Below are 18,332 nucleotides of genomic sequence, written 5' to 3' on the forward strand. Positions count from 1 at the left end.
CGCCTTGCGCGGGTCCTTGTCCCGGGTGGCCATCCCGTCGAACATCCGGGTCTCTTCGGCGCGCACCACGACGCCGCGGTACGACTCCGGCACCGTCGATCGGGCGGTCACCGCCGCCGCCGATCGGGCGGTCACCGCGCGCGCCGCCGGCGGGTCGCGGCCACGACCCGCTCGTCGGCGGGGCGGCGCGGGGCCGGGACGGCAACGGTGGGGGCCGTCGGCCGGGTGGCGGGGATCCGGTGGGCGGGGACGGCGCGCGCCGGGGGCCGGGTGAGGGTGCGGCCGTGCCAGAGGTAACCGCCGGCGAGCAGGGTGGCCACGCCGATCAGCGCGAAGAGCACGCGGTAGTCCAGCACCCCGACGAGCAGCGCCCCGGCGCCGATGGAGAGCGCCTGCGGGCCGCTCACCACGGCCTCCGACGCCGCGGCGACCCGACCGAGCAGGCCGGCGGGGGTACGCCGCTGGATGAGCGTGTGCAGCCCGACCATGGTCAGCGGCAGCGACACCCCGGCCAGCAGCACCGCGACGAAGCCGAGCCAGAGACTGGGGTACGCCAGCGCCAGCGACGCCGGCCCGAAGAACGCCACCCCGGCGGCGAGCGTGCCCACCTCGCCGGCCCGGCGCACCACCGCCGGGGAGAGCAGGCCGCCGATCAGCCCGCCGATCCCCTGCACGGTGACCAGCACGCCGACGAACGCGGCGTCCCGGCCCAGGCCCCGGTCGACGTAGGCGAAGATCAGCGACTCGGTGAAGCCCATCGCCAGCGAACCGAGCCCGTAGCCCAGCAGCGCCCGGCGCAGCGCCGGCTCCCCGGCGAGGTGCCGCAGCCCGGCGCCCACCTCGGCGGGCCAGCGCAGCCCCGGCCCGGCCGGCCTGGCGTCCGTCGTGCGCAGCGCCCCGACCACGGCGGCCGCCGAGAGGAAGCCCGCCATCCCGATCGCGGCGAGCATCCATCCGCCCACGGCGGCGTAGAGGCCGGCGCCGGCCAGCGGGCCGATCAGCCGCAGCCCCTGGCGTACGGTCTGCAGCACGCCGTTCGCCTCGGCCAGCAGGTCGAGCGGCACGAGCTGCCGGATGAGGCCGCTGAGCGCGGCGCTGAGCGTGATGTACGACAGCCCGTACAGGGCCGCCACCGCGTAGATGATCCACACGTCGGCGCGGTCCCGGACGGCGAACAGCGGGGTGAGCAGCGCCGCCGTCACCAGGTTCGCCGCCACGAAGAACGGGCGGCGCGGGTAGCGGTCGACGAACCACCCGACCAGCGGGGCCAGCGTCATCGGCGCGATGACGGCGAAGATGGTGGCGCCGGCCAGCCCGTCCGATCCGGTCAGGTCCTTCACCCAGATGGCGAGGGCGAGCAGCAGGATCGACTCGGCGGCCATGCTGGCGAGCAGGCCGCCGAAGAGCAGGCGGAAATCCGGGCGGCGCAGGACGGTGCGCATGGGGGTCCCTCCGGCGGGGTGGTACGCGCCTCGCGGTCGGTTGCGAGGTCGGGTCGGGGACGGCGCCGTGCCGGCCGCCACTCCCCTCCCACGGTCCTCTTTTCTGCGAGACACGCCCCCGCCGGGACCTCCGGCGGGGGTTGCGCCGTCCATACTGACCGTGGGGGGCGAATTTCATACAGTTACCGTCGCGTCCGCGGCGGTCCACGGGAAAAGAGGACGTCGTGCCTCCTGCCTCACCCAGCCCGATCCTGCGACGCCGCAGGCTGGGCACCGAACTGCGCCGGCTGCGCGAGGCCAGCGGTCTCACCGGGGACCAGGTCATCGAGCGGATCGGCTGGGCCTCCGCGTCCAAACTGTCCCGCCTGGAGAACGGCCGCAGCCGTCCGGATCCCGACGACGTGCGCGTGCTGCTCGACCTCTACGGCGCCGGCCAGGCGCTGCGCGACGAGCTCCTCGGCATCACCCAGGAGGCCGGCGACATGCGCGGCTGGCTGAAGAACTACCCGGTGATGACCCAGCAGCAGCGCAGCTTCGCCGAGCTGGAGGCGGGCTGCGCGGAGATCTCCGAATACAACCCGGTCCTGGTGCCGGGCCTGCTCCAGACGGCGGGGTACGCCTCGGTGCGGATCGCCTCGGCCCGCCAGGTCGGCGAGGAGGCGGGCGACCCGGAGGCCGGGGAGGACATCGACACCGAGGTCAGGGCGCGGCTGGCCCGCCAGTCGCTGCTGACCCGCACGCCCGACGCGCCCCGCTACACGGCCGTGCTGGAGGAGGCGGCGCTCGGCGGCCGGGCCGGGCCGCCCGACGTGCTGCACGAGCAGCTGACGCAGCTCTGCGAGCTGGCCCTGCTGCCCAACATCACGCTGCACGTGCTGCCCCGCGACACCCAGATCGGCGGCTGGTACCTCCCGCCGACGGCGTTCTCCGTCTACCGGTTCGCCGACCCGCTCGATCCGGAGACGCTGGCCATCGAAGGTGGGTTCACCGACGTCATGTCGACCGAGGTAAACGCGCTAAATCGCTATAAAGTGGTCTTCGAGTGGTTATGCACGGCGGCACTCTCCGCATCGGACACCCTCTCCTGGCTGATCGAGGCGACGGGACGGCTGCCCGGTACGGCCGCGTCCACGGTGGCGTACGGCCCGGCAACGGCGCCGGCCCAACGCCGCCGGCACTCGGGGCGCCTGACGGAACGGTGATCACGGGGGCACCACCGTCGGGTCGTGCGGCGCCACTCGTTCCATCGGTGCAGTTCACCTCAGGAGTGAAACGATGAACGAGATCCGCAACACGCCGTCCCCGCACACGCAGCTCGCCGACGCCCCGTGGCGCAAGAGCACCCGCAGCCAGACCTCGAACTGCGTCGAGGTCGCGCCACTGGGGACGGGCCCGGCGGCGGTGGCCCTGCGCGACAGCAAGGACCAGGGCGGCCCGGTGCTGCTGTTCAACCGCGCGGGGTGGCTGGGCTTCATCGCCGGCGCGAAGAACGGACAGTTCGATCTGAACTGAGCCGTCGACCGTAGCGGGGCCGCCGGCACGGTGCCGGCGGCCCCGCCGCGTCTCCGCCCCGCCCTCGCCCTTCCCCGCCGCGTCTCCGCCCCGCCCCTCGCCTTCCCCCGCCGCGTCTCCGCCTGCCCCGCCGCACCCCCACCGCCGCGTCTCCGCCTCCCCCGCCGCGCCCCACCGCCGCGCTGACCAGGCATCCGCTGATCGGACGAGGCTGCGAACCAATAGGCGCGTTTCACTTGCCGAGTCCTTCACGGGGCGTAACATGACGGCAGAGTGACGTGGAACTTCCACCCGTTCCCACACCGTCGCGGTTCATCCGGAGACCCACATGCGTTTCCTGATCGTTCGCACCGACATCCGCGCCGCCGCCGACGTGGACATCGCCGCCGCCTGGGCGTGCGGTGGCCGCCTGCGGGACGAGACCACCACGCCCGAACCGCGCCGACAGATCGTGCACGCCGAGGACCGCGACGCCGCGCTGCTGCTGGCCCGCGCCCTGTCCACGGTCGGCGCGGTCCGGTGCGGGAAACAGCGGGTCAAGGTGCTCCCGCTCGACGAGCCGACCCGCCACCGGCGAGCCGCGCCCGCCGACCGCGGCAGCTGACCCACAGACGTCCGTCGTGGCCGGACCGGCTCCCCCGCCGCGTTCCTTGCCCAGCCGACCACGACGGTCCGTGTTCCCGGCTCGTGACCGTCGCGGCAACGGCGGCCACGAGCCGGGACCGCACGACGGCGCCCTCAGCAGTGCCCGTCGAGCCAGCGGTGGACCAGGAACAACGCGATCGACGACGGCGGCGGCAGCACCAGCCGGGCACCGCCCACGTCGACCGGGCGCCCCGCCAGGGCGGCCCCGATCTCCCGGCGGCTGAACCACCGCGCGTACGCGATCTCCGCCGGGTCGACCTGCACCGGGTGCTCCGGGTCGGCGGTGGCGAGGAAGCCCAGCATCAGCGAGCCGGGAAACGGCCACGCCTGGCTGCCCGCGTACGCGATGTCGGCGACCGGGACGCCCACCTCCTCGCGGACCTCGCGCAGCACGGCGGCCTCGGCCGACTCCCCGGGCTCGACGTAGCCGGCGAGGCAGGAGAAGCGGCGCTGGCCGGGCGTCCGCGGCCAGGTGGCGTTGTTGCCGAGCAGGCACCGCCCGTCCGGGCCCGGCACCCCGTCGTGCACCAGCACGATCATCGCGGGATCGGTACGCGGCCAGATCCGCTCCCCGGCCCCGTCGACGCGGGACCAACCGGCCTCGTCGACCACGGTGGGACGGCCGGTGCTCGACGAGTAGCGGTGCCGCAGGTGCCAGTTGACCAGCGCCAGCGCGGTGGTGAACAGCCCCGCGTCGCGGTCGCCGAGCAGGTGACCGACCTCGCGCAGGTGCGCCGCCCGGGCCCCCGGCACCGCGGGCAGCGGGCCGTCCACCGCGAAGACCGGCACCCCGTCGGGCTCGACGCCGAGGAACATCGGCGACCCCGCCCCCGGCACGTCGGCCGCCTCCACCAGCACGAGCGTCGGCGGCGAGGTGTCGGAGCGCACGAGCGACCTGCCCTCGTCGCCCGAGTCGAGCACCAGCACCCGGGCCCCGGCCCACGCCTGCGCCAGCCACCCCGGATCGGTGCGCCGGTGCGCCGCCCGGTCCAGGGTGGCACGGGCCAGCGGCGGCGCCGACTCTCCGCTCACGACCGCGCCGGCTCCGTTACGACCGGGGCGAGCGTCGCCAACTGGGGGGCGATCCGCTCGGCGTCGCCCAGCACCACCGTCACCGCCAGGGCGGGGGCGAGGTAGCGGGCCGCCGCCTCCGCCACGTCGGCCACGGTGGCCTTCGCCAGCCGGGCGGCGTGCTCGGCCAGGAACTCCAGGCGCAGCCCGTTGCCGGCGTACGCGCTGGTCAGCGACGCCAGCCCGGCCTGGGTGGACATGCCGAGCTGGAGGGTGCCGAGGGCGTACTGGCGGGCCTGCTCCAACTCGTCCTCCCCGGGCGGGAGGGTGGCCAGCCGGCCCAGCTCGTACGTCGTCTCCAGCAGCGCCGGCCCGGTGACCTCGGTGGCCACCTCGGCGGCGGCGACCAGCACCGACCCGGCCACCGAGTGCTCGACGAGCGAGTGCGGGCCGTACGTGTAGCCCTTGTCCTCGCGGATGTTCTCCACCCAGCGGGAGGAGAAGTAGCCGCCGAAGAGGAGGTTGGCCAGCTGCAGCGCGGCGTGGTCGGGATGGGTGCGGGGCACCGCCGGCAACGCGATCCGCAGCGAGGACTGCACCGAACCCGGCCGGTCGACCAGCAGCAGCGGCCCGGGCTCCAGCGGCGGGGCGGGCGGCAGGTCGGCGGTGTGCCCGGCGCCGTTCCACCCGGACAGGGCCTTCTCGGCGGCGTCCAGCGCCCGCTCCGGCTGCACGTCGCCGACCAGCACCAGCACCGCGTCGGCGGGATGCACCCGCTGGGCGTGCAGGGTACGCAGCGCGCCCGGCCGGACCGCGCGGACCGCCTCCGGGTCGGGGGTCTGCACCGCGTACGGGTGCTTGCCGTAGACCCGCTTGAGCAGGGCGGTGCGGGCCAGGTGCCCGGGTTGGCTCTGCGCGACCTGGATCCGGTCGACCAGCCGGTCCCGCTCGGTGGCCACGTCGTCGTTCGGATAGGTCGCGCCGGTGAGCACCTCGGCGAGGATCTCCAGCATCCGGTCGAGCCCGGTGACCAGGCCGGCGCCGGAGAGCATCAGCCGGTCCGGGTCGATCCCGGCGGACAGCCCGCCGCCGACCTTCTGCAACTCGGCGGCGAGCTGCACGCTGGTCATCGTCTCCGTGCCGGAGAGCAGGGTCTGCGCGAGCATCGCGCTCCGGGCCAGGTGACCCCGGCCGAAGGGCATCCAGAGCCGCAGCTCGACCAGGGGGACCGCCGGCCGGCGTACGGCGATCACGGTCAGCCCGTTGCCCAGCCTGCGCTCGGCCTGCTTCGGCAGCTTGAGCCTGCGGTTCGGGCCGAGCGGGGGCAGCGCCCGCGGCGCGGCCGGTGCGGTCGCACTCACAGGTCTTCCTTCGTTCGCGGCTGCGGGGCTCGCGAGCTCACTCCTCGCACTCACCGGTTTTCCTTCGTTCGCGACTGCGGGGCTCGCAAGCTCACTCCTCGCGCTCACCGGTTTTCCTTCGTTCGCGACTGCGGGGCTCGCAAGCTCACTCCTCGCGCTCACCGGTGCTCCCTCGTTCGCGGCTGCGGGGCTCGCGAGCTCACTCCTCGCACTCACCGGGCACCTCCGGGGATGACCTCGATGGCGGCCCGGCGCTCCGGGCGCAGGGTGGCGGCGGCCGCGCGGACCTGTTCCTCGGTGACCTCGCCGACCAGCCGGGGCAGCTCGTTGAGCAGGCCCGGCTCGCCGCGCTGCTGCTCCAGCACGGCCATCCGCAGCGCCCGGGAGAGCACCGCGTCGGTGTCGCGCAGCAGGTGGGTCGCCATCCGGGCCTGGGTGCGGGCCAGCTCCCCCTCGGTCAGCCCGTCGGTGGCCAGCCGCTCCAGCTCCTCGTCGATGGTGCGCAGCACCTTGTCGACGTCGCCGCCCGGCGGCAGGTGCGCCTGGAGCAGCAGCGCCGTCGGGTCCCGCACGTCGAACGGGTCGCCCATGAAGCCGACGTACCCGCCGAGGCTCGTGACCGCCCGGTCGCGCTGGACCAGCCGTTCGACCAGCCGGGAGGCGTCGCCGTCGGTGAGCACCTCGGCCAGCACGACGTACGGCAGGTAGCCGGCGAAGTCGGTGATCGGGTCGGGCACCCGCCAGCCGCCGGCCACCGCCGGCAGCGGGGCCAGCCTGTCGGTGTACGAGGTGCGCCGCTCGGCGGTCAGGTCCGGCTCGGCGAAGTCGGGCCGCTCCGGCGCGGGCCGGGCCGGCACGTCGCCGAAGTGCCGCTCGATCAGCGTGGTCGCCTCGGCGACGTCGATGTCGCCGCTGACGGCGAGCACCGCGTTGCCGCTGGCGTAGTAGCGGCGGAAGAAGTCGGCGGCGTCGGCGACGGTGGCCGACTCCAGGTCGACGAAGGAGCCGTAGCCGTCGTGCGCGTTCGGGAAGGTGTCGAACATGACCGGCGGCAGGGTCAGCCAGGGGAAGCCGCCGTACGGCCGGTTGAGCACGTTGACCCGGATCTCCTCCTTGACCACGTCGACCTGGTTGCGCAGGTTCTCCTCGGTCAGCCGGGGGCCGCGCATCCGGTCGGCCTCCAGGAACAGCGCCCGTTCCAGGGCGTTGCTCGGCAGCGTCTCGAAGTAGTCGGTGTAGTCGTGGTGGGTGGAGCCGTTGAAGGTGCCGCCGGCGCCCTGCACGTGCCGGAAGTGGGCCAGCTTCTCCAGGTTCTCCGAGCCCTGGAACATCAGGTGCTCGAAGAGGTGGGCGAAGCCGGTGCGCCCCTCCGGCTCGGAGCGGATGCCGACGTCGTAGACGACGGCGACCCCGATCACCGGTGCGCTGCGGTCGGGGGTGAGGACCACCCGTAGGCCGTTGTCGAGGGTGAACCGCTCGACCGGGTATTTCGTCGCTGGAATTCTGGCTCTCCGCGTCGGCACGTGATCGACCCTAGCGCGTCGGCGCCGCTGCCACCGTCGACCTTTCCCCCGCCGCCCCGACCGGCGCCCCCGGCCGTCCGCCGGGCCCGCCGGCGGCAGGCCCGGGACGCCGCGCGCCGGGACCGCAAAACCGATCCAATCAGTAGGAGTTGCCGACATTGCCGGGACGGCGGTCCCGCCATGTGGATGGCCCTTGACGCCAGCTCACAACCTCACCCACTCTTCCTATCAACTAAGTAGGAATACTGCGGATTGGATGGACGATGAGACGGCTCCCCCTGCGTCGGCTGGTCTCCCTGGCCACCCTCGCCGTCGTCGGCGCGGCGACCCTGGGCACCGCCGCCGCCTGCGGCGACGACAGCGAGAGCGCGGGTGGCGGCTCCGGCCCGACGACGCTCCGGCTGGGCTACTTCCCCAACATCACCCACGCGCCGGCGGTGGTCGGCGTGGAGAAGGGCATCTTCGCCGAGAAGCTCGGCGGCGACGTCAAGCTGGAGACGAAGACCTTCAACGCCGGCCCCGCCGCCATCGAGGCGATCTTCTCGGGCGCGCTCGACGCCACGTACATCGGCCCGAACCCCACCGTGAACGCCTTCTCGAAGTCCCGGGGCGAGGCGGTCCGGGTCGTCTCCGGCGCGGCCTCCGGCGGCGTGGCGCTCGTGGTCAAGCCGGAGATCACCACCGTCGAGCAGCTCCGGGGCAAGAAGATCGCGACCCCGCAGCTCGGCAACACCCAGGACGTGGCCGTCCGCCACTGGCTCAAGGAGAAGGGCCTCGCCACCACCAAGGAGGGCGGCGGCGACGTGAAGATCATCCCCCAGGAGAACGCCCAGACGGTGGAGACGTTCGGCAGCGGGGCCATCGACGGCGCCTGGGTGCCCGAGCCGTTCGTCTCCCGCCTGGTCAACGCCGGCGGCAAGGTGCTGGTCGACGAGCGAGACCTCTGGCCGGACCGGAAGTTCGTCATCACCAACCTGATCGTCAGCACGAAGTTCCTCAAGGCCCACCCCGACGTGGTCAGGAAGCTGGTCGAGGGCCAGGTCGCCGCCAACGAGTTCGTCAACGGCCGGCCCGACGAGGCGCAGCAGGCCATCTCCGACCACATCGGCAAGATCAGCGGCAAGCCGCTGGACCTCAAGCTGATCAAGCAGGCCTGGCCCACGCTGGAGTTCACGAACGACCCCATCGCCTCGTCGCTGAAGACCGGGCTCGACCACGCCGTCGCGGTCGGGCTGACCCAGCCGGTCAGCCTCGACGGCCTCTACGACCTGAGCCACCTCAACGAGGTGCTGAAGGGCCAGGGCAAGACCGAGGTCGTCCAACCATGACGTCGACCGCGACGACGCCACGCAGCGCGACCGGCCCGGTCGCGCTGCACGGTGTCACCAAGGTGTACGGGCGCGGGGCGAACGCCGTCCCGGCCCTGGACGGGGTCTCCCTCGACGTCGCCCCCGGCGAGTTCGTCTGCCTGGTCGGCGCCTCCGGCTGCGGCAAGAGCACGCTGCTCAACCTCGTCGCCGGCCTCGACCGCCCCAGCGGCGGGCGGATCGACCTCGACGAGGGGGTCGAGCCGGGGCTGATGTTCCAGGAGCCGGCCCTCTTCCCGTGGCTGACCGTCGAGGGCAACGTCGAGGTGCCGTTGAAGCTGCGCGGGCTGCCCCGGGCCGCGCGCCGGGAGCGGGTCGCCGAGCTGCTCGGCACCGTGCACCTGGCCGACTTCGGTCGCAAACGCCCGCACGAGCTCTCCGGCGGCATGCGTCAGCGGGTGGCGCTGGCCCGCACCCTCGCCCTGGACACCCCGGTGCTGCTGATGGACGAGCCGTTCGGCGCGCTGGACGCGATGACCCGGGACATCCTGCACGACGAGCTGGAACGGATCTGGGCCGAACGGCGGCTCACCGTGCTCTTCGTGACGCACAACGTCCGGGAGGCCGCCCGCCTCGCCGACCGGATCATCCTGCTCTCCAGCCGGCCCGGCCGGATCATCTGGTCCACCCCGGTCGACGTTCCCCGGCCGCGCCGCATCGACTCCCCGGAGGTCGCCGCGGTCGCCGCCGAGGTCACCGACCGCCTGCGTACGGAGGTGGGCCGCCATGGCCGGTGACACCCTCGCCGCCGTTCCGCGTACCGACGCGGAGATCTCGGGGCTCGACGCCCTGGAGCTGGCCGGCCGGGCGGAGAGCCGCCCACGGGCCGCCCGGCTCTGGGCCGCGACCTGGCCGAAGCTGGCCGCGCTCGGCATCGCCCTCGGCGCCTGGCAGGTGGTGGTCTGGACGGGTTGGAAACCCGGGTACGCCCTGCCCGGCCCGGCCGCCGTGGGCCAGGAACTGCTCCGGCAGCTCAGCGGCGTCCAGCTCTGGGACGGCCTCGCCACGACGCTGCGCCGGGCGGCCGTCGGCTACCTCTTCTCGGTCGCCGTGGGGCTGCTGCTCGGCCTCGCGGTGGCCCGGTCGCGGATCCTGCGGGCCGCGATCGGGTCGATGATCACCGCGCTCCAGACCATGCCGTCGATCGCGTGGTTCCCGCTGGCGATCCTGCTCTTCGAGCTGAGCGAGAAGGCGATCTTCTTCGTGGTGGTGCTCGGTGCCGCGCCGTCCATCGCCAACGGCGTGATCGCCGGCGTGGACTACGTGCCCCCGCTGCTGCTGCGCGCCGGCCGCAACCTCGGCGCGCGAGGGCTCAACCTGTACCGGTACGTCATCGCGCCCGCCGCGCTGCCGGCCATCGTGGCCGGTCTCAAGCAGGGCTGGGCGTTCTCCTGGCGCAGCCTGATGGCCGGCGAGCTGATCGTGGTCGGCATCTCGCAGACCTCGCTGGGCGCGCAGCTGACCTACTCCCGGGAACTGTCCGACTCGCCCTGGCTGATCTCCACCATGATCGTGATCCTGGTGCTCGGCCTGGTGGTCGACGCCGCGTTCGGGGCGGCGGACAAGGCGATCCGACGCCGCTGGGGCGTGCTGGACCAGGCGGGGCAGTGACGTGTACGTCTCCGCGCGCAGCGACTACGCGCTCCGGGCCATGCTCGCCGTCGCCGCCGCCGATCCGGTCGGCGGCGGCGGGCTGGTCAAGGCCGCGACCCTGGCCGGGAGCCAGGACATCCCGCTGAGCTTCCTCCAGGGCATCCTGGTCGACCTGCGCCGGGCCGGCCTGCTGCTCAGCCACCGCGGCACGGACGGCGGCTACACCCTCGCCCGGCCCGCCACCGACATCAGCGTCGGCGACGTGCTCCGCGCGGTCGGCGGATCCCTGACGACCGTCCGCGGGCTGCCGGCCGATCGGGCGGGCTACCAGGGAGCGGCGTCCGGCCTGCGGGACGTCTGGCTCGCGGTGCACGGGGCGGTCGCCCTGGTGGTCGACGGGACCACCCTCGACGACCTGCTGGGCGCGGGGCGACCGGCGTCCGGTGCGGGACAGACCCCCACCCGCTGACCGTCGGGCCCCGGTCGGCCCGGCCGCGCGGATCAGCCCGGCATGGTGGTCGGACCCGGTCGGCCCGGCCGCGCCGGACTCGGTCGGCGACGATGGTCGGGCCCCGGTCGGCCCGGCCGCGCCGGACTCAGTCGACGACGATGGTCGGGCCCCGGTCGGCCCGGCCGCGCCGGACTCAGCCGGCGATGGTGGTCGGGCCCCCGGTCGGGCTGCGTAGCTCGACCGGTGCGGCCGGCGCCGCCCCGTCCGGGGTGGCGTGCCACGGTGTGAAGGCCGCGACCATGGCGAGCAGCAGTCCGGCGACCGCGACCGCGAACACCAGCAGCAGTTCACGCACCGCGCCCGAGCCGACGTCACCCGCCATGGTCACCCCTCCTGCGCCGGGCGGTTCCGCCCGGGTCTTCCCCCCGCCCCAGCCTCCACCACGTCCGACCGACGGAACAGTCGCCGATCGGACGCAATGTCTGCTGATTACGGACTCAGCCGCGAGCGCGGCGCGACCGCCTCACATCCGGTGACGGCCCGACACGGCGACGGCGCGCGCCCGGCTGGACCGGACGGGACACGGGAAAGGGCGGGTGTCAGGACTCGCGGGGCGGACGGGGACGCCGGGAGCGGCGGGGCCGGCCCGAGGCGCGGTGCGGAGCCCGGCCGCCCTCGCCGGCGCGACCGCCCGACCGCCCGGCGGCCGACGCGGCGGGCTGCGGCGGGGGCGGCGCGATCGTCACCGGCACGCCGGACGGCTCCCGGGCACCGGTCACCCGGGCCAGCGCCTCGTCGCCGGGGCGCACCTGGACGGACTCGGGGCGGATGCCGGCGGTGGCCATCAGCCGGGACACGTCGCGGCGCTGCTCCGGCAGGACCAGCGTGACCACGGTGCCCGACTCCCCCGCCCGGGCGGTACGCCCACCCCGGTGCAGGTAATCCTTCGCCTCGGTCGGCGGGTCCACGTTGACCACCAGGTCGAGCCCGTCGACGTGGATGCCCCGGGCCGCCACGTCGGTGGCGACCAGCGCGGTCACCTGCCCGTTGCGGAACTGCTCCAGGATCCGGGTGCGCTGCGGCTGCGACTTGCCGCCGTGCAGCGCCGCCGCGCGTACGCCCTTGGCCAGCAACTGGCGGGCGACCCGGTCGGCGCGGTGCTTGGTGCCCATGAACAGGATCGTGCGGCCCTCGCGGGCGGCGATCTGGGTCAGCGCGGCCGGCTTGTCCGCCGCGTCGACGTGCAGCACGTGGTGGGTCATCGCGGTGACGGTGGCGGTGCCCGGGTCGACCGAGTGCGAGACCGGGTCGGTGAGGAAGCGGCGGACCAGCCGGTCCACGCCGCCGTCCAGGGTGGCCGAGAAGAGCATCCGCTGCCCGTCGGGGGCGACCTGCTCCAGCAGCTTCGTGACCTGCGGCAGGAAGCCCATGTCGGCCATCTGGTCGGCCTCGTCGAGCACGGTGATCGCGACCTGGTCCAGCCGGGCGTCGCCGCGGTTGATCAAGTCGTGCAGCCGCCCCGGGGTGGCCACCACCAGCTCGGCGCCCGCACGCAGGGCGTCCGCCTGGCGTTGCAGCGACAGGCCGCCGACGACGGTGGCACAGCGCAGGCCGAGGGCCCGCGCGTACGGGTCGAGCGCGGTGGTGACCTGCTGGGCCAGTTCCCGGGTCGGCACCAGCACCAGGGCCAGCGGGCGGCCCGGGCGGGCGCGGCGGCCGGCGGTGCGGGACAGCACGGGAAGCCCGAAGGCGAGGGTCTTGCCGGAGCCGGTGCGGCCCCGGCCGAGCACGTCCCGACCGGCGAGCGAGTCCGGCAGGGTGGCCGACTGGATCGGGAACGGCTCTGTGATGCCCTGGGCGGCCAGCTCGGCGAGGAGCGCCGGGGCCAGCCCGGTATGGGCGAACGACGGAACGACGGTGGTCATGCGGAAGCCTTCCTCGACGCGGCACGTGTCGAGGGAGGGCGCCGGAGGCGGCGCTGTCACCGGCGGGCCAGCCGCGGATGACTCACAAGCACGAACCGAAAGGGGTACGGGCCGGCCCGCCGCCACGCGTCGCCGCCTGCGTACGCAGGTCGACGGCGGGGGCGGGCCGGTCCCGTCACCACACCCGGAGGGCGCGGTGGGTGTTACGTGGAGATCCGAAGATCAGAGCGGGCGGATGTTCTCCGCCTGCGGGCCCTTCTGGCCCTGGGTCACCTCGAACTCGACCCGCTGGTTCTCGTCCAGGCTCCGGTAGCCGGAGGACTGGATCGCCGAGAAGTGGGCGAAGACGTCGGCGCCGCCGCCGTCCGGGGTGATGAAGCCGAAGCCCTTGTCAGCGTTGAACCACTTGACGGTGCCAATAGCCATTTTTGTTTCGTCTCCTTGACGGAACGTCGAACCCACACCTGTTGTGGGCTCGAAGAGGAGCGCGCCACGCGGAACTGCCTGGCTCGCTTGTCGCTTCTGGTCGCCCCGCCCGGAGAACTCCGGACACAACAAAGAGCGCCTGGGCCACAATCCTCCAGGCGCACACAGAGTCTCTGGGAACCATAACTGCAACGCCACCAACCTATCACGGATTCGCCGGATGGCCACCGTCTGCCGGATTTTCCGGCAGCGAAGTGATCAACGCGGTCAGCCCGTCGGCGTCGAGCAGGTCCGCCGGGCGCACCGTGACGCCGTCGCGCACGTAGTGGAACGCCGCGCCGACCCGCTCCACCGGCACCCCGGCCAGCTCCGCCCAGGCCAGCCGGTAGACCGCGAGCTGCACGGCGGCCACGTCGGCGGCCGGGCCGGCGGGCTGCCCGCCGGTCTTCCAGTCGACCACGTCGAAGCGCCCGCCGGGGCGGGCGAAGACGGCGTCCATCCGGCCCCGCACCACCACCCCCGCGACGACCGTGGCGAAGGGCACCTCCACCTCGACCGGCACCCGGTCGGCCCACTCGCTGGCCAGGAAGCGCTCCTGGAGCTCGGCCAGCGCCTCGTCGGGCGCGGCGTCGGCGTCGGCCGCGCCGGGCAGCTCGTCCAGGTCGAGCAGCCGGTCGGCGCCGAACCGCTGCTCCAGCCAGGTGTGGAAGGCGGTGCCCCGGCGGGCGTACGGGCTCGGCTCGGTGGGAACCGGGCGGCGCAGCGCCCGGGCCAGCGCGTCCGGGTCCCGGCGCAGCGCCACCAGTTGGGTCACCGAGAGCTGCCCGGGCAGGGCCACCTCGACCGCGCCGGTCTGCCGGGTCAGCTCGGCCCGCTCGGCGAGCAGCAGGTCGGCCTCCCGCCGCCACCGCGCGACGTCGGGATCGCCGGCCAGCGGATCGACCCCGCCCCCGCCGTCGGTCACGTCCGCCGGTCGTTCCGCGTCGGTCGGGCGTACCGCGTCCGCCGGCCGCGCTGCGCCGGCCGCGCCCCCGCTACCGGAGGCCGAACCACCGGCGGCGTCACCGGCCGACACCGGGCGGCGCACGGCATCATCGGCCGGCACCAGGCGGCGGGCGGCAGCATCGGCCGGCACCGGGCGATGGGTGTCGTCATCGGTCGGCACCGGGCGGCGGGCGGCGTCATCGGCCGGCACCGGGCGGCGGGCGGTGTCGCCGTCGGTGAGGAAGCGGCGGACGAGCGCGGCCGCCTCGGCCAGCGCCGGGCGGCGGGCACCCAGCGGGTCGGCCGGCCACTCGGCGCGCAGCACCACCTCGGTGGTCGGGTTGACCGCGTCACCCGGCGGTTCGGGCGCCCACTCGTCGACCAGATGCCCCGCGCCGCCGTCCAGGCAGGCGTCGTGCACCTCGCGCAGCAGCACCGACGGGCCGCGCGGCCGCTTCGTGCCCTCCCCCCACCAGTGGCCGGAGCAGAGCAGCAACCGCCGGGGACGGGTCACCGCCACGTACGCCAGCCGGCGCTCCTCCCGCTCGTCGTGCGCCCGCCAGGAGTCGGTGAAGTCCTCCAGCGCCCGGGCCACCCCCCGCTGGTCCTCGGCCTCGTCCAGCCCCAGCTCGGGCAGCCCGTCGGCGTCGCCGCGCAGCGGGAACGGCAGCACGCCGAGCCCGCCCAGCCAGTGGTCGGAGTTGCGCACCGGCCCCGGCCACACGCCCCGGCTGAGGCCGGCCACCGCGACCACGTCCCACTCCAGGCCCTTCGCGGCGTGCGCGGTGAGGATCTGCACCGCGCCCTCGACCACCTCCACCTCGCCCGGGCTGAGGCCGCGCTCCTCGTCCTCGGCGGCGGCCAGATAGGCCAGGAACCCCGACAGGGTGGCGCCCGGCGTCTCACCGCTGAACCGGGCCGCGACGTCGCCGAGCGCGTCCAGGTGGCCCCGGGCCAGCCCGGCGTCGCCGGCCCCGTCCCGGCCGGCCCGCACCGCCACCTCCACGTCCAGGCCGATCGTCCGCTCGATGTCCGCGATCAGCTCCGGCAGGGACTGGTCCAGCCGGTAGCGCAGCAGGCCCAGCTCCCGGGCGTACGCCCGCAGCCGGGCGTAGCCCTCCGCCGAGTACGCCTGTGCCGGGCCGAGGTCGGCCAGCGCCTCGACCAGGGTGGCCTCGTCGAGCAGGTCCGGCGTGATCTCCGGGGTGCCGTCGTCGGCGAGCCTGCGCCGGGCCGCGGCGATGGCCTTCGCCCGGCGGTGCAGGGCCACCAGGTCGCGGGGGCCGATCCGCCAGCGCGCCCCGGTGAGCAGCCGCAGCAGCGCGGCCCCGTCCGTCGGGTCGGCCAGCACCCGCAGCGTGCACACCACGTCCCGCACCTCGGGGGTGTCCAGCAGACCGCCCAGGCCCACCACCTCGACGGGCAGCCCGCGCTCGCGCAGCGCCGACTCGATCGCCGGGATCTGGCTGCGCAGCCGCACGAGCACGGCCGTGGTGGGGCGCAGCTGCACCGGGATGTGCTCGGGCAGCGCCCCGGGCATCCCGGCCGCCCCACGCCAGGCGTGCAGCACGCTGTCGGCGATCCAGTCGGCCTCGTCGGCGTACGTCGGGAGCAGGGCGCAGTGGACGGTGCCGCCGGCGGCGCCGCGGGCGCTGCGGTGCGGCACCGGGTCCTTCACGCTCATCGCGGCGTGCAGCTCCGGCACCCGGGCCCCGGCGGCCCGCAGCGGCGTGGCCAGGGCGTTGGCCACGCCGAGGATCTCCGGCCGGTTGCGCCAGCTCGTGGTGAGGCTCAGCACCTCGGCCGGCGCGCCGCCGGCGCGGGCGAACTCCGTGGGGAAGCGGTCCAGGGTGCCGGCGCTGGCGCCACGCCAGCCGTAGATCGACTGGCACGGGTCGCCGACCGCCGTGACCGGGTGCCCCCCGCCGAAGAGCGCGTTGAGCAGCACGACCTGGGCGTGGCTGGTGTCCTGGTACTCGTCCAGCAGCACCACCCGGAAGCGGTCCCGCTCGATCTCGCCGACCCCGGGGTGGTCCCGGGCCACCCGGGCCGCCCGGGCGAGCTGGTCGGCGAAGTCCATCGCCTCGAAGTCCTCCTTGCGCCGGGCGTACGCGCGCACCAGCGGGAGCAGCTTCAGCCGGGTCTGCTGGAGGGCGAGCGACCTGCGCACGTCGGCGTAGACCCGGCCGGGCCGCGCCTGCACCTCGGCGAAGAACCGGCCCGTCCAGGCGGCCAGCTCGTCCGGGTCGACCAGGTGCTCGTCCAGCTCGCCCGCGAGCGCCAGCACCGCGTCGGTGACCGTGCTCGGCATCCGGTCCACCTCGGACATGTCGCCGTCGTAGTTGCGCACCAGCAGGTCGACCAGTTGCCAGCGGGACGCCTCGGTGAGCAGCCGGGTGGACGGCTCGTAGCCGGCCCGCAGTCCGTGCTCGGTGACGATCCGGCCCGCGTACGAGTGGTAGGTGGAGACGGTCGGCTCACCGGCCAGCGGGTCGTCGAGCGGATCCCGCCCCCGCCGCCCGAGCCGCCGCACCAGCTGGTCCAGCCGGGTACGCACCCGGTGCGCCAGCTCACCGGCGGCCTTGCGGGTGAAGGTGAGCCCGAGCACCTGCTCCGGTCGCACGTACGAGTTGGCGACCAGCCAGACCACCCGGGCGGCCATCGTCTCGGTCTTGCCGGACCCGGCGCCGGCGACCACCAGCAGCGGCTCCACCGGGGCGGCGATGATGGCCGCCTGTTCGCGGGTGGGCGCCGGCAGCCGCAGCAGCTTCGCCAGCTCCACCGGCGTGTACCGGGGGCCGGCGTCCGCCGCCCGTGGTGCCGGGGTCGCCGTGCCGAACAGGGCGGGCTGCGTCACGGCACAGCCTCAGTTCGCGACTGCGGGGCTCGCAAGCTCACTCCTCGCGCTCACGGGTGCTCCGGCGGACGGGTGGTCGGGGGCTCGACCACCTGGCGACCCTGCCCGGACACCGGGCAGCTCGTCCGCACCGGGCAGACCCGGCACTTCGAGTTGGCGACCGCGGCGAAGGTGGCGGCGGCCATCGTATCGGCGGTGCGCCGCACCAGCGCGGTCGCCCAGCCGGCCTCCGGGCCCTTCCCGGCCGGCGCTTGGCCCTGCTCCTTCGCGTCCTTGGCCCCGGTGCCGAGCTGCACCAGCGCCGCCCCGCCGGACTCGTCGCCGAACTCGGCGAACGCCCCTGCCTCCACCGCCGCCTGGTAGGCGCCGAGCTGCGGATGCTCGGCGAGGTCGTTCGCGGTGACCGCGGTGGACTTGCCGGTCTTCAGGTCGATCACGACCAGCCGGCCGTCGGCGTCGACCTCCAGCCGGTCCACCCGGCCGGCCAGCTCGACCGGGTGGTGCGGGTCGTCCAGGCGGACCGCGAACTCGTGCTCGATGGCGAGCAGCCGGCGCGGGTTGGCCGCGAGCCAGCGCAGCAGCTTGTCGACCATCGCCTCGGCGCGGGCCCGCTCGGGACCCACCATCCACCGGGCGGCCAGCTCGATCGCGTCGAACCGGGCCGCCACGTAGTCCAGCAGCGCGCCCCGGTCGACGCTCGCGTCCTCGGCGAGCATCGCGGCGGCGTGCACCAGGTTGCCGACGCCCTGGGCGGCGCTGGCCGGGGCGCTGCCGCCGTGCCGCTCCAGCAGCCAGCGCAGGCTGCACCGCAGCGCGCTCTCCATCGCCGACGGGGTGACCCGGACCGGCTCCCCCTCCTCGACCAGCGGGCGGTCGTCGGAGAGCTGCCGCAGCCCCCACCAGTCGTCCGGGTGCGCGCCGGCCACCCCGGCGGCGGCGAGGCGGGCCAGCTCGGCCGCCGCGGCCTGCCGCCGGGCGTACGGGGCGGCGGGGTCGCTGACGGCGGTACGCAGCTCCGCCACCAGCGCCGGCAGGGTGAGCGCGCGGGGCGGCCGGCTCACCGGCAGCGTCCTCGGCCGGTCGGGCTCCTCCGCGTCGCCGTCGTCACCCGACCGCTCGGGGGCCGGTCCCGCCTCGCCCGGACCGGCCGGGGACCGCCGCGCGTGGTCGGGACCGTCCGCCACCCGTCGCGGACCGTCCGCACCGGCCGGGGGCGGGGGCGCGCCGTCCGGACC

General features: G+C 74.9%; 15 protein-coding genes and 1 pseudogene. 7 read left to right on the plus strand and 9 right to left on the minus strand.

Features of this window, described 5'->3' with window-relative positions:
* Nucleotides 1–131: 131 nt before the first annotated feature.
* Complete coding sequence (locus ACWENR_RS22835) at nucleotides 132–1,442, minus strand: MFS transporter (RefSeq protein ID WP_452279013.1); 1,311 nt, start codon at nucleotides 1,440–1,442, stop codon at nucleotides 132–134.
* A 224-nt stretch (nucleotides 1,443–1,666) separates the two neighbouring features.
* On the opposite strand from ACWENR_RS22835, the gene ACWENR_RS22840 reads away from it, so the two are divergent.
* From ACWENR_RS22840 to ACWENR_RS22850, 3 genes are all read left to right on the plus strand, one after another.
* A complete protein-coding gene (locus ACWENR_RS22840) occupies nucleotides 1,667–2,644 on the plus strand; it encodes a helix-turn-helix domain-containing protein (protein WP_452279014.1) in 978 nt (325 codons plus the stop codon).
* A 73-nt stretch (nucleotides 2,645–2,717) separates the two neighbouring features.
* The gene (locus tag ACWENR_RS22845) at nucleotides 2,718–2,954 is read left to right on the plus strand and encodes a DUF397 domain-containing protein (protein WP_452279015.1); all 237 of its coding nucleotides are present in this window, start codon (nucleotides 2,718–2,720) and stop codon (nucleotides 2,952–2,954) included.
* Nucleotides 2,955–3,282: 328 nt separating this feature from the next.
* Nucleotides 3,283–3,558, plus strand: a complete 276-nt coding sequence (locus tag ACWENR_RS22850) for a hypothetical protein (protein ID WP_452279016.1) — start codon at nucleotides 3,283–3,285, stop codon at nucleotides 3,556–3,558.
* A 134-nt stretch (nucleotides 3,559–3,692) separates the two neighbouring features.
* Here the strand turns inward: ACWENR_RS22850 and nudC are convergent, their stop codons facing one another.
* The 3 genes from nudC to ACWENR_RS22865 all read right to left on the minus strand — a co-directional run bounded on the left by nudC (nucleotide 3,693) and on the right by ACWENR_RS22865 (nucleotide 7,494).
* A complete protein-coding gene (gene nudC, locus ACWENR_RS22855) occupies nucleotides 3,693–4,631 on the minus strand; it encodes an NAD(+) diphosphatase (protein ID WP_452279017.1) in 939 nt (312 codons plus the stop codon).
* A complete protein-coding gene (locus ACWENR_RS22860; protein ID WP_452279018.1) occupies nucleotides 4,628–5,971 on the minus strand; it encodes a M16 family metallopeptidase in 1,344 nt (447 codons plus the stop codon). Before ACWENR_RS22860 ends, nudC begins: the two co-directional genes overlap by 4 nt.
* Before the next feature lie 212 nt (nucleotides 5,972–6,183).
* Nucleotides 6,184–7,494 carry a M16 family metallopeptidase gene (locus ACWENR_RS22865; RefSeq protein WP_452279019.1) on the minus strand — a complete coding sequence of 437 codons (1,311 nt, stop codon included), beginning with the start codon at nucleotides 7,492–7,494 and terminating at the stop codon, nucleotides 6,184–6,186.
* A 263-nt stretch (nucleotides 7,495–7,757) separates the two neighbouring features.
* Between ACWENR_RS22865 and ACWENR_RS22870 the strand changes: the two genes are divergently transcribed.
* The 4 genes from ACWENR_RS22870 to ACWENR_RS22885 are packed head-to-tail and all read left to right on the plus strand — an operon-like array spanning nucleotide 7,758 to nucleotide 10,923.
* Complete coding sequence (locus ACWENR_RS22870; protein WP_452279020.1) at nucleotides 7,758–8,822, plus strand: ABC transporter substrate-binding protein; 1,065 nt, start codon at nucleotides 7,758–7,760, stop codon at nucleotides 8,820–8,822.
* Nucleotides 8,819–9,598 carry an ABC transporter ATP-binding protein gene (locus ACWENR_RS22875; protein WP_452279021.1) on the plus strand — a complete coding sequence of 260 codons (780 nt, stop codon included), beginning with the start codon at nucleotides 8,819–8,821 and terminating at the stop codon, nucleotides 9,596–9,598. Before ACWENR_RS22870 ends, ACWENR_RS22875 begins: the two co-directional genes overlap by 4 nt.
* Nucleotides 9,588–10,472: an ABC transporter permease gene (locus ACWENR_RS22880; RefSeq protein WP_452279022.1), complete on the plus strand. Its 885-nt coding sequence runs from the start codon at nucleotides 9,588–9,590 to the stop codon at nucleotides 10,470–10,472. Before ACWENR_RS22875 ends, ACWENR_RS22880 begins: the two co-directional genes overlap by 11 nt.
* Nucleotide 10,473: 1 nt before the next feature.
* Nucleotides 10,474–10,923 (plus strand): RrF2 family transcriptional regulator, encoded by a 450-nt coding sequence (locus ACWENR_RS22885; protein WP_452279023.1) that lies wholly within the window; start codon nucleotides 10,474–10,476, stop codon nucleotides 10,921–10,923.
* A gap of 175 nt (nucleotides 10,924–11,098) precedes the next feature.
* Here the strand turns inward: ACWENR_RS22885 and ACWENR_RS22890 are convergent, their stop codons facing one another.
* From ACWENR_RS22890 to ACWENR_RS22910, 5 genes and pseudogenes are all read right to left on the minus strand, one after another.
* On the minus strand, nucleotides 11,099–11,287 hold the full coding sequence (locus ACWENR_RS22890) for a hypothetical protein (RefSeq protein ID WP_452279024.1): 189 nt from the start codon (nucleotides 11,285–11,287) through the stop codon (nucleotides 11,099–11,101).
* 217 nt (nucleotides 11,288–11,504) lie between these two features.
* The gene (locus ACWENR_RS22895) at nucleotides 11,505–12,830 is read right to left on the minus strand and encodes a DEAD/DEAH box helicase (RefSeq protein WP_452279025.1); all 1,326 of its coding nucleotides are present in this window, start codon (nucleotides 12,828–12,830) and stop codon (nucleotides 11,505–11,507) included.
* Between the two features lie 222 nt (nucleotides 12,831–13,052).
* A complete protein-coding gene (cspE, locus tag ACWENR_RS22900) occupies nucleotides 13,053–13,256 on the minus strand; it encodes a transcription antiterminator/RNA stability regulator CspE (protein WP_007464836.1) in 204 nt (67 codons plus the stop codon).
* 232 nt (nucleotides 13,257–13,488) lie between these two features.
* A pseudogene (locus tag ACWENR_RS22905) lies at nucleotides 13,489–17,097 on the minus strand (UvrD-helicase domain-containing protein); the annotation flags it as partial.
* A gap of 50 nt (nucleotides 17,098–17,147) precedes the next feature.
* Nucleotides 17,148–18,332: RecB family exonuclease (locus ACWENR_RS22910; protein WP_452279026.1), on the minus strand; the 1,185-nt coding region annotated here is incomplete at its 5' end.

This window comes from Micromonospora sp. NPDC004336 (genome assembly GCF_053602615.1).

What these genes read in the sequence shown, in the direction of transcription:
- ACWENR_RS22835 (WP_452279013.1), bottom strand. Translation starts at nt 1,442, where the DNA reads ATGCGCACCGTCCTGCGCCGCCCGGATTTCCGCCTGCTCTTCGGCGGC.
- ACWENR_RS22845 (WP_452279015.1), top strand. Translation starts at nt 2,718, where the DNA reads ATGAACGAGATCCGCAACACGCCGTCCCCGCACACGCAGCTCGCCGAC.
- ACWENR_RS22850 (WP_452279016.1), top strand. Translation starts at nt 3,283, where the DNA reads ATGCGTTTCCTGATCGTTCGCACCGACATCCGCGCCGCCGCCGACGTG.
- ACWENR_RS22870 (WP_452279020.1), top strand. Translation starts at nt 7,758, where the DNA reads ATGAGACGGCTCCCCCTGCGTCGGCTGGTCTCCCTGGCCACCCTCGCC.
- ACWENR_RS22875 (WP_452279021.1), top strand. Translation starts at nt 8,819, where the DNA reads ATGACGTCGACCGCGACGACGCCACGCAGCGCGACCGGCCCGGTCGCG.
- ACWENR_RS22880 (WP_452279022.1), top strand. Translation starts at nt 9,588, where the DNA reads ATGGCCGGTGACACCCTCGCCGCCGTTCCGCGTACCGACGCGGAGATC.
- ACWENR_RS22890 (WP_452279024.1), bottom strand. Translation starts at nt 11,287, where the DNA reads ATGGCGGGTGACGTCGGCTCGGGCGCGGTGCGTGAACTGCTGCTGGTG.
- ACWENR_RS22895 (WP_452279025.1), bottom strand. Translation starts at nt 12,830, where the DNA reads ATGACCACCGTCGTTCCGTCGTTCGCCCATACCGGGCTGGCCCCGGCG.
- cspE (WP_007464836.1), bottom strand. Translation starts at nt 13,256, where the DNA reads ATGGCTATTGGCACCGTCAAGTGGTTCAACGCTGACAAGGGCTTCGGC.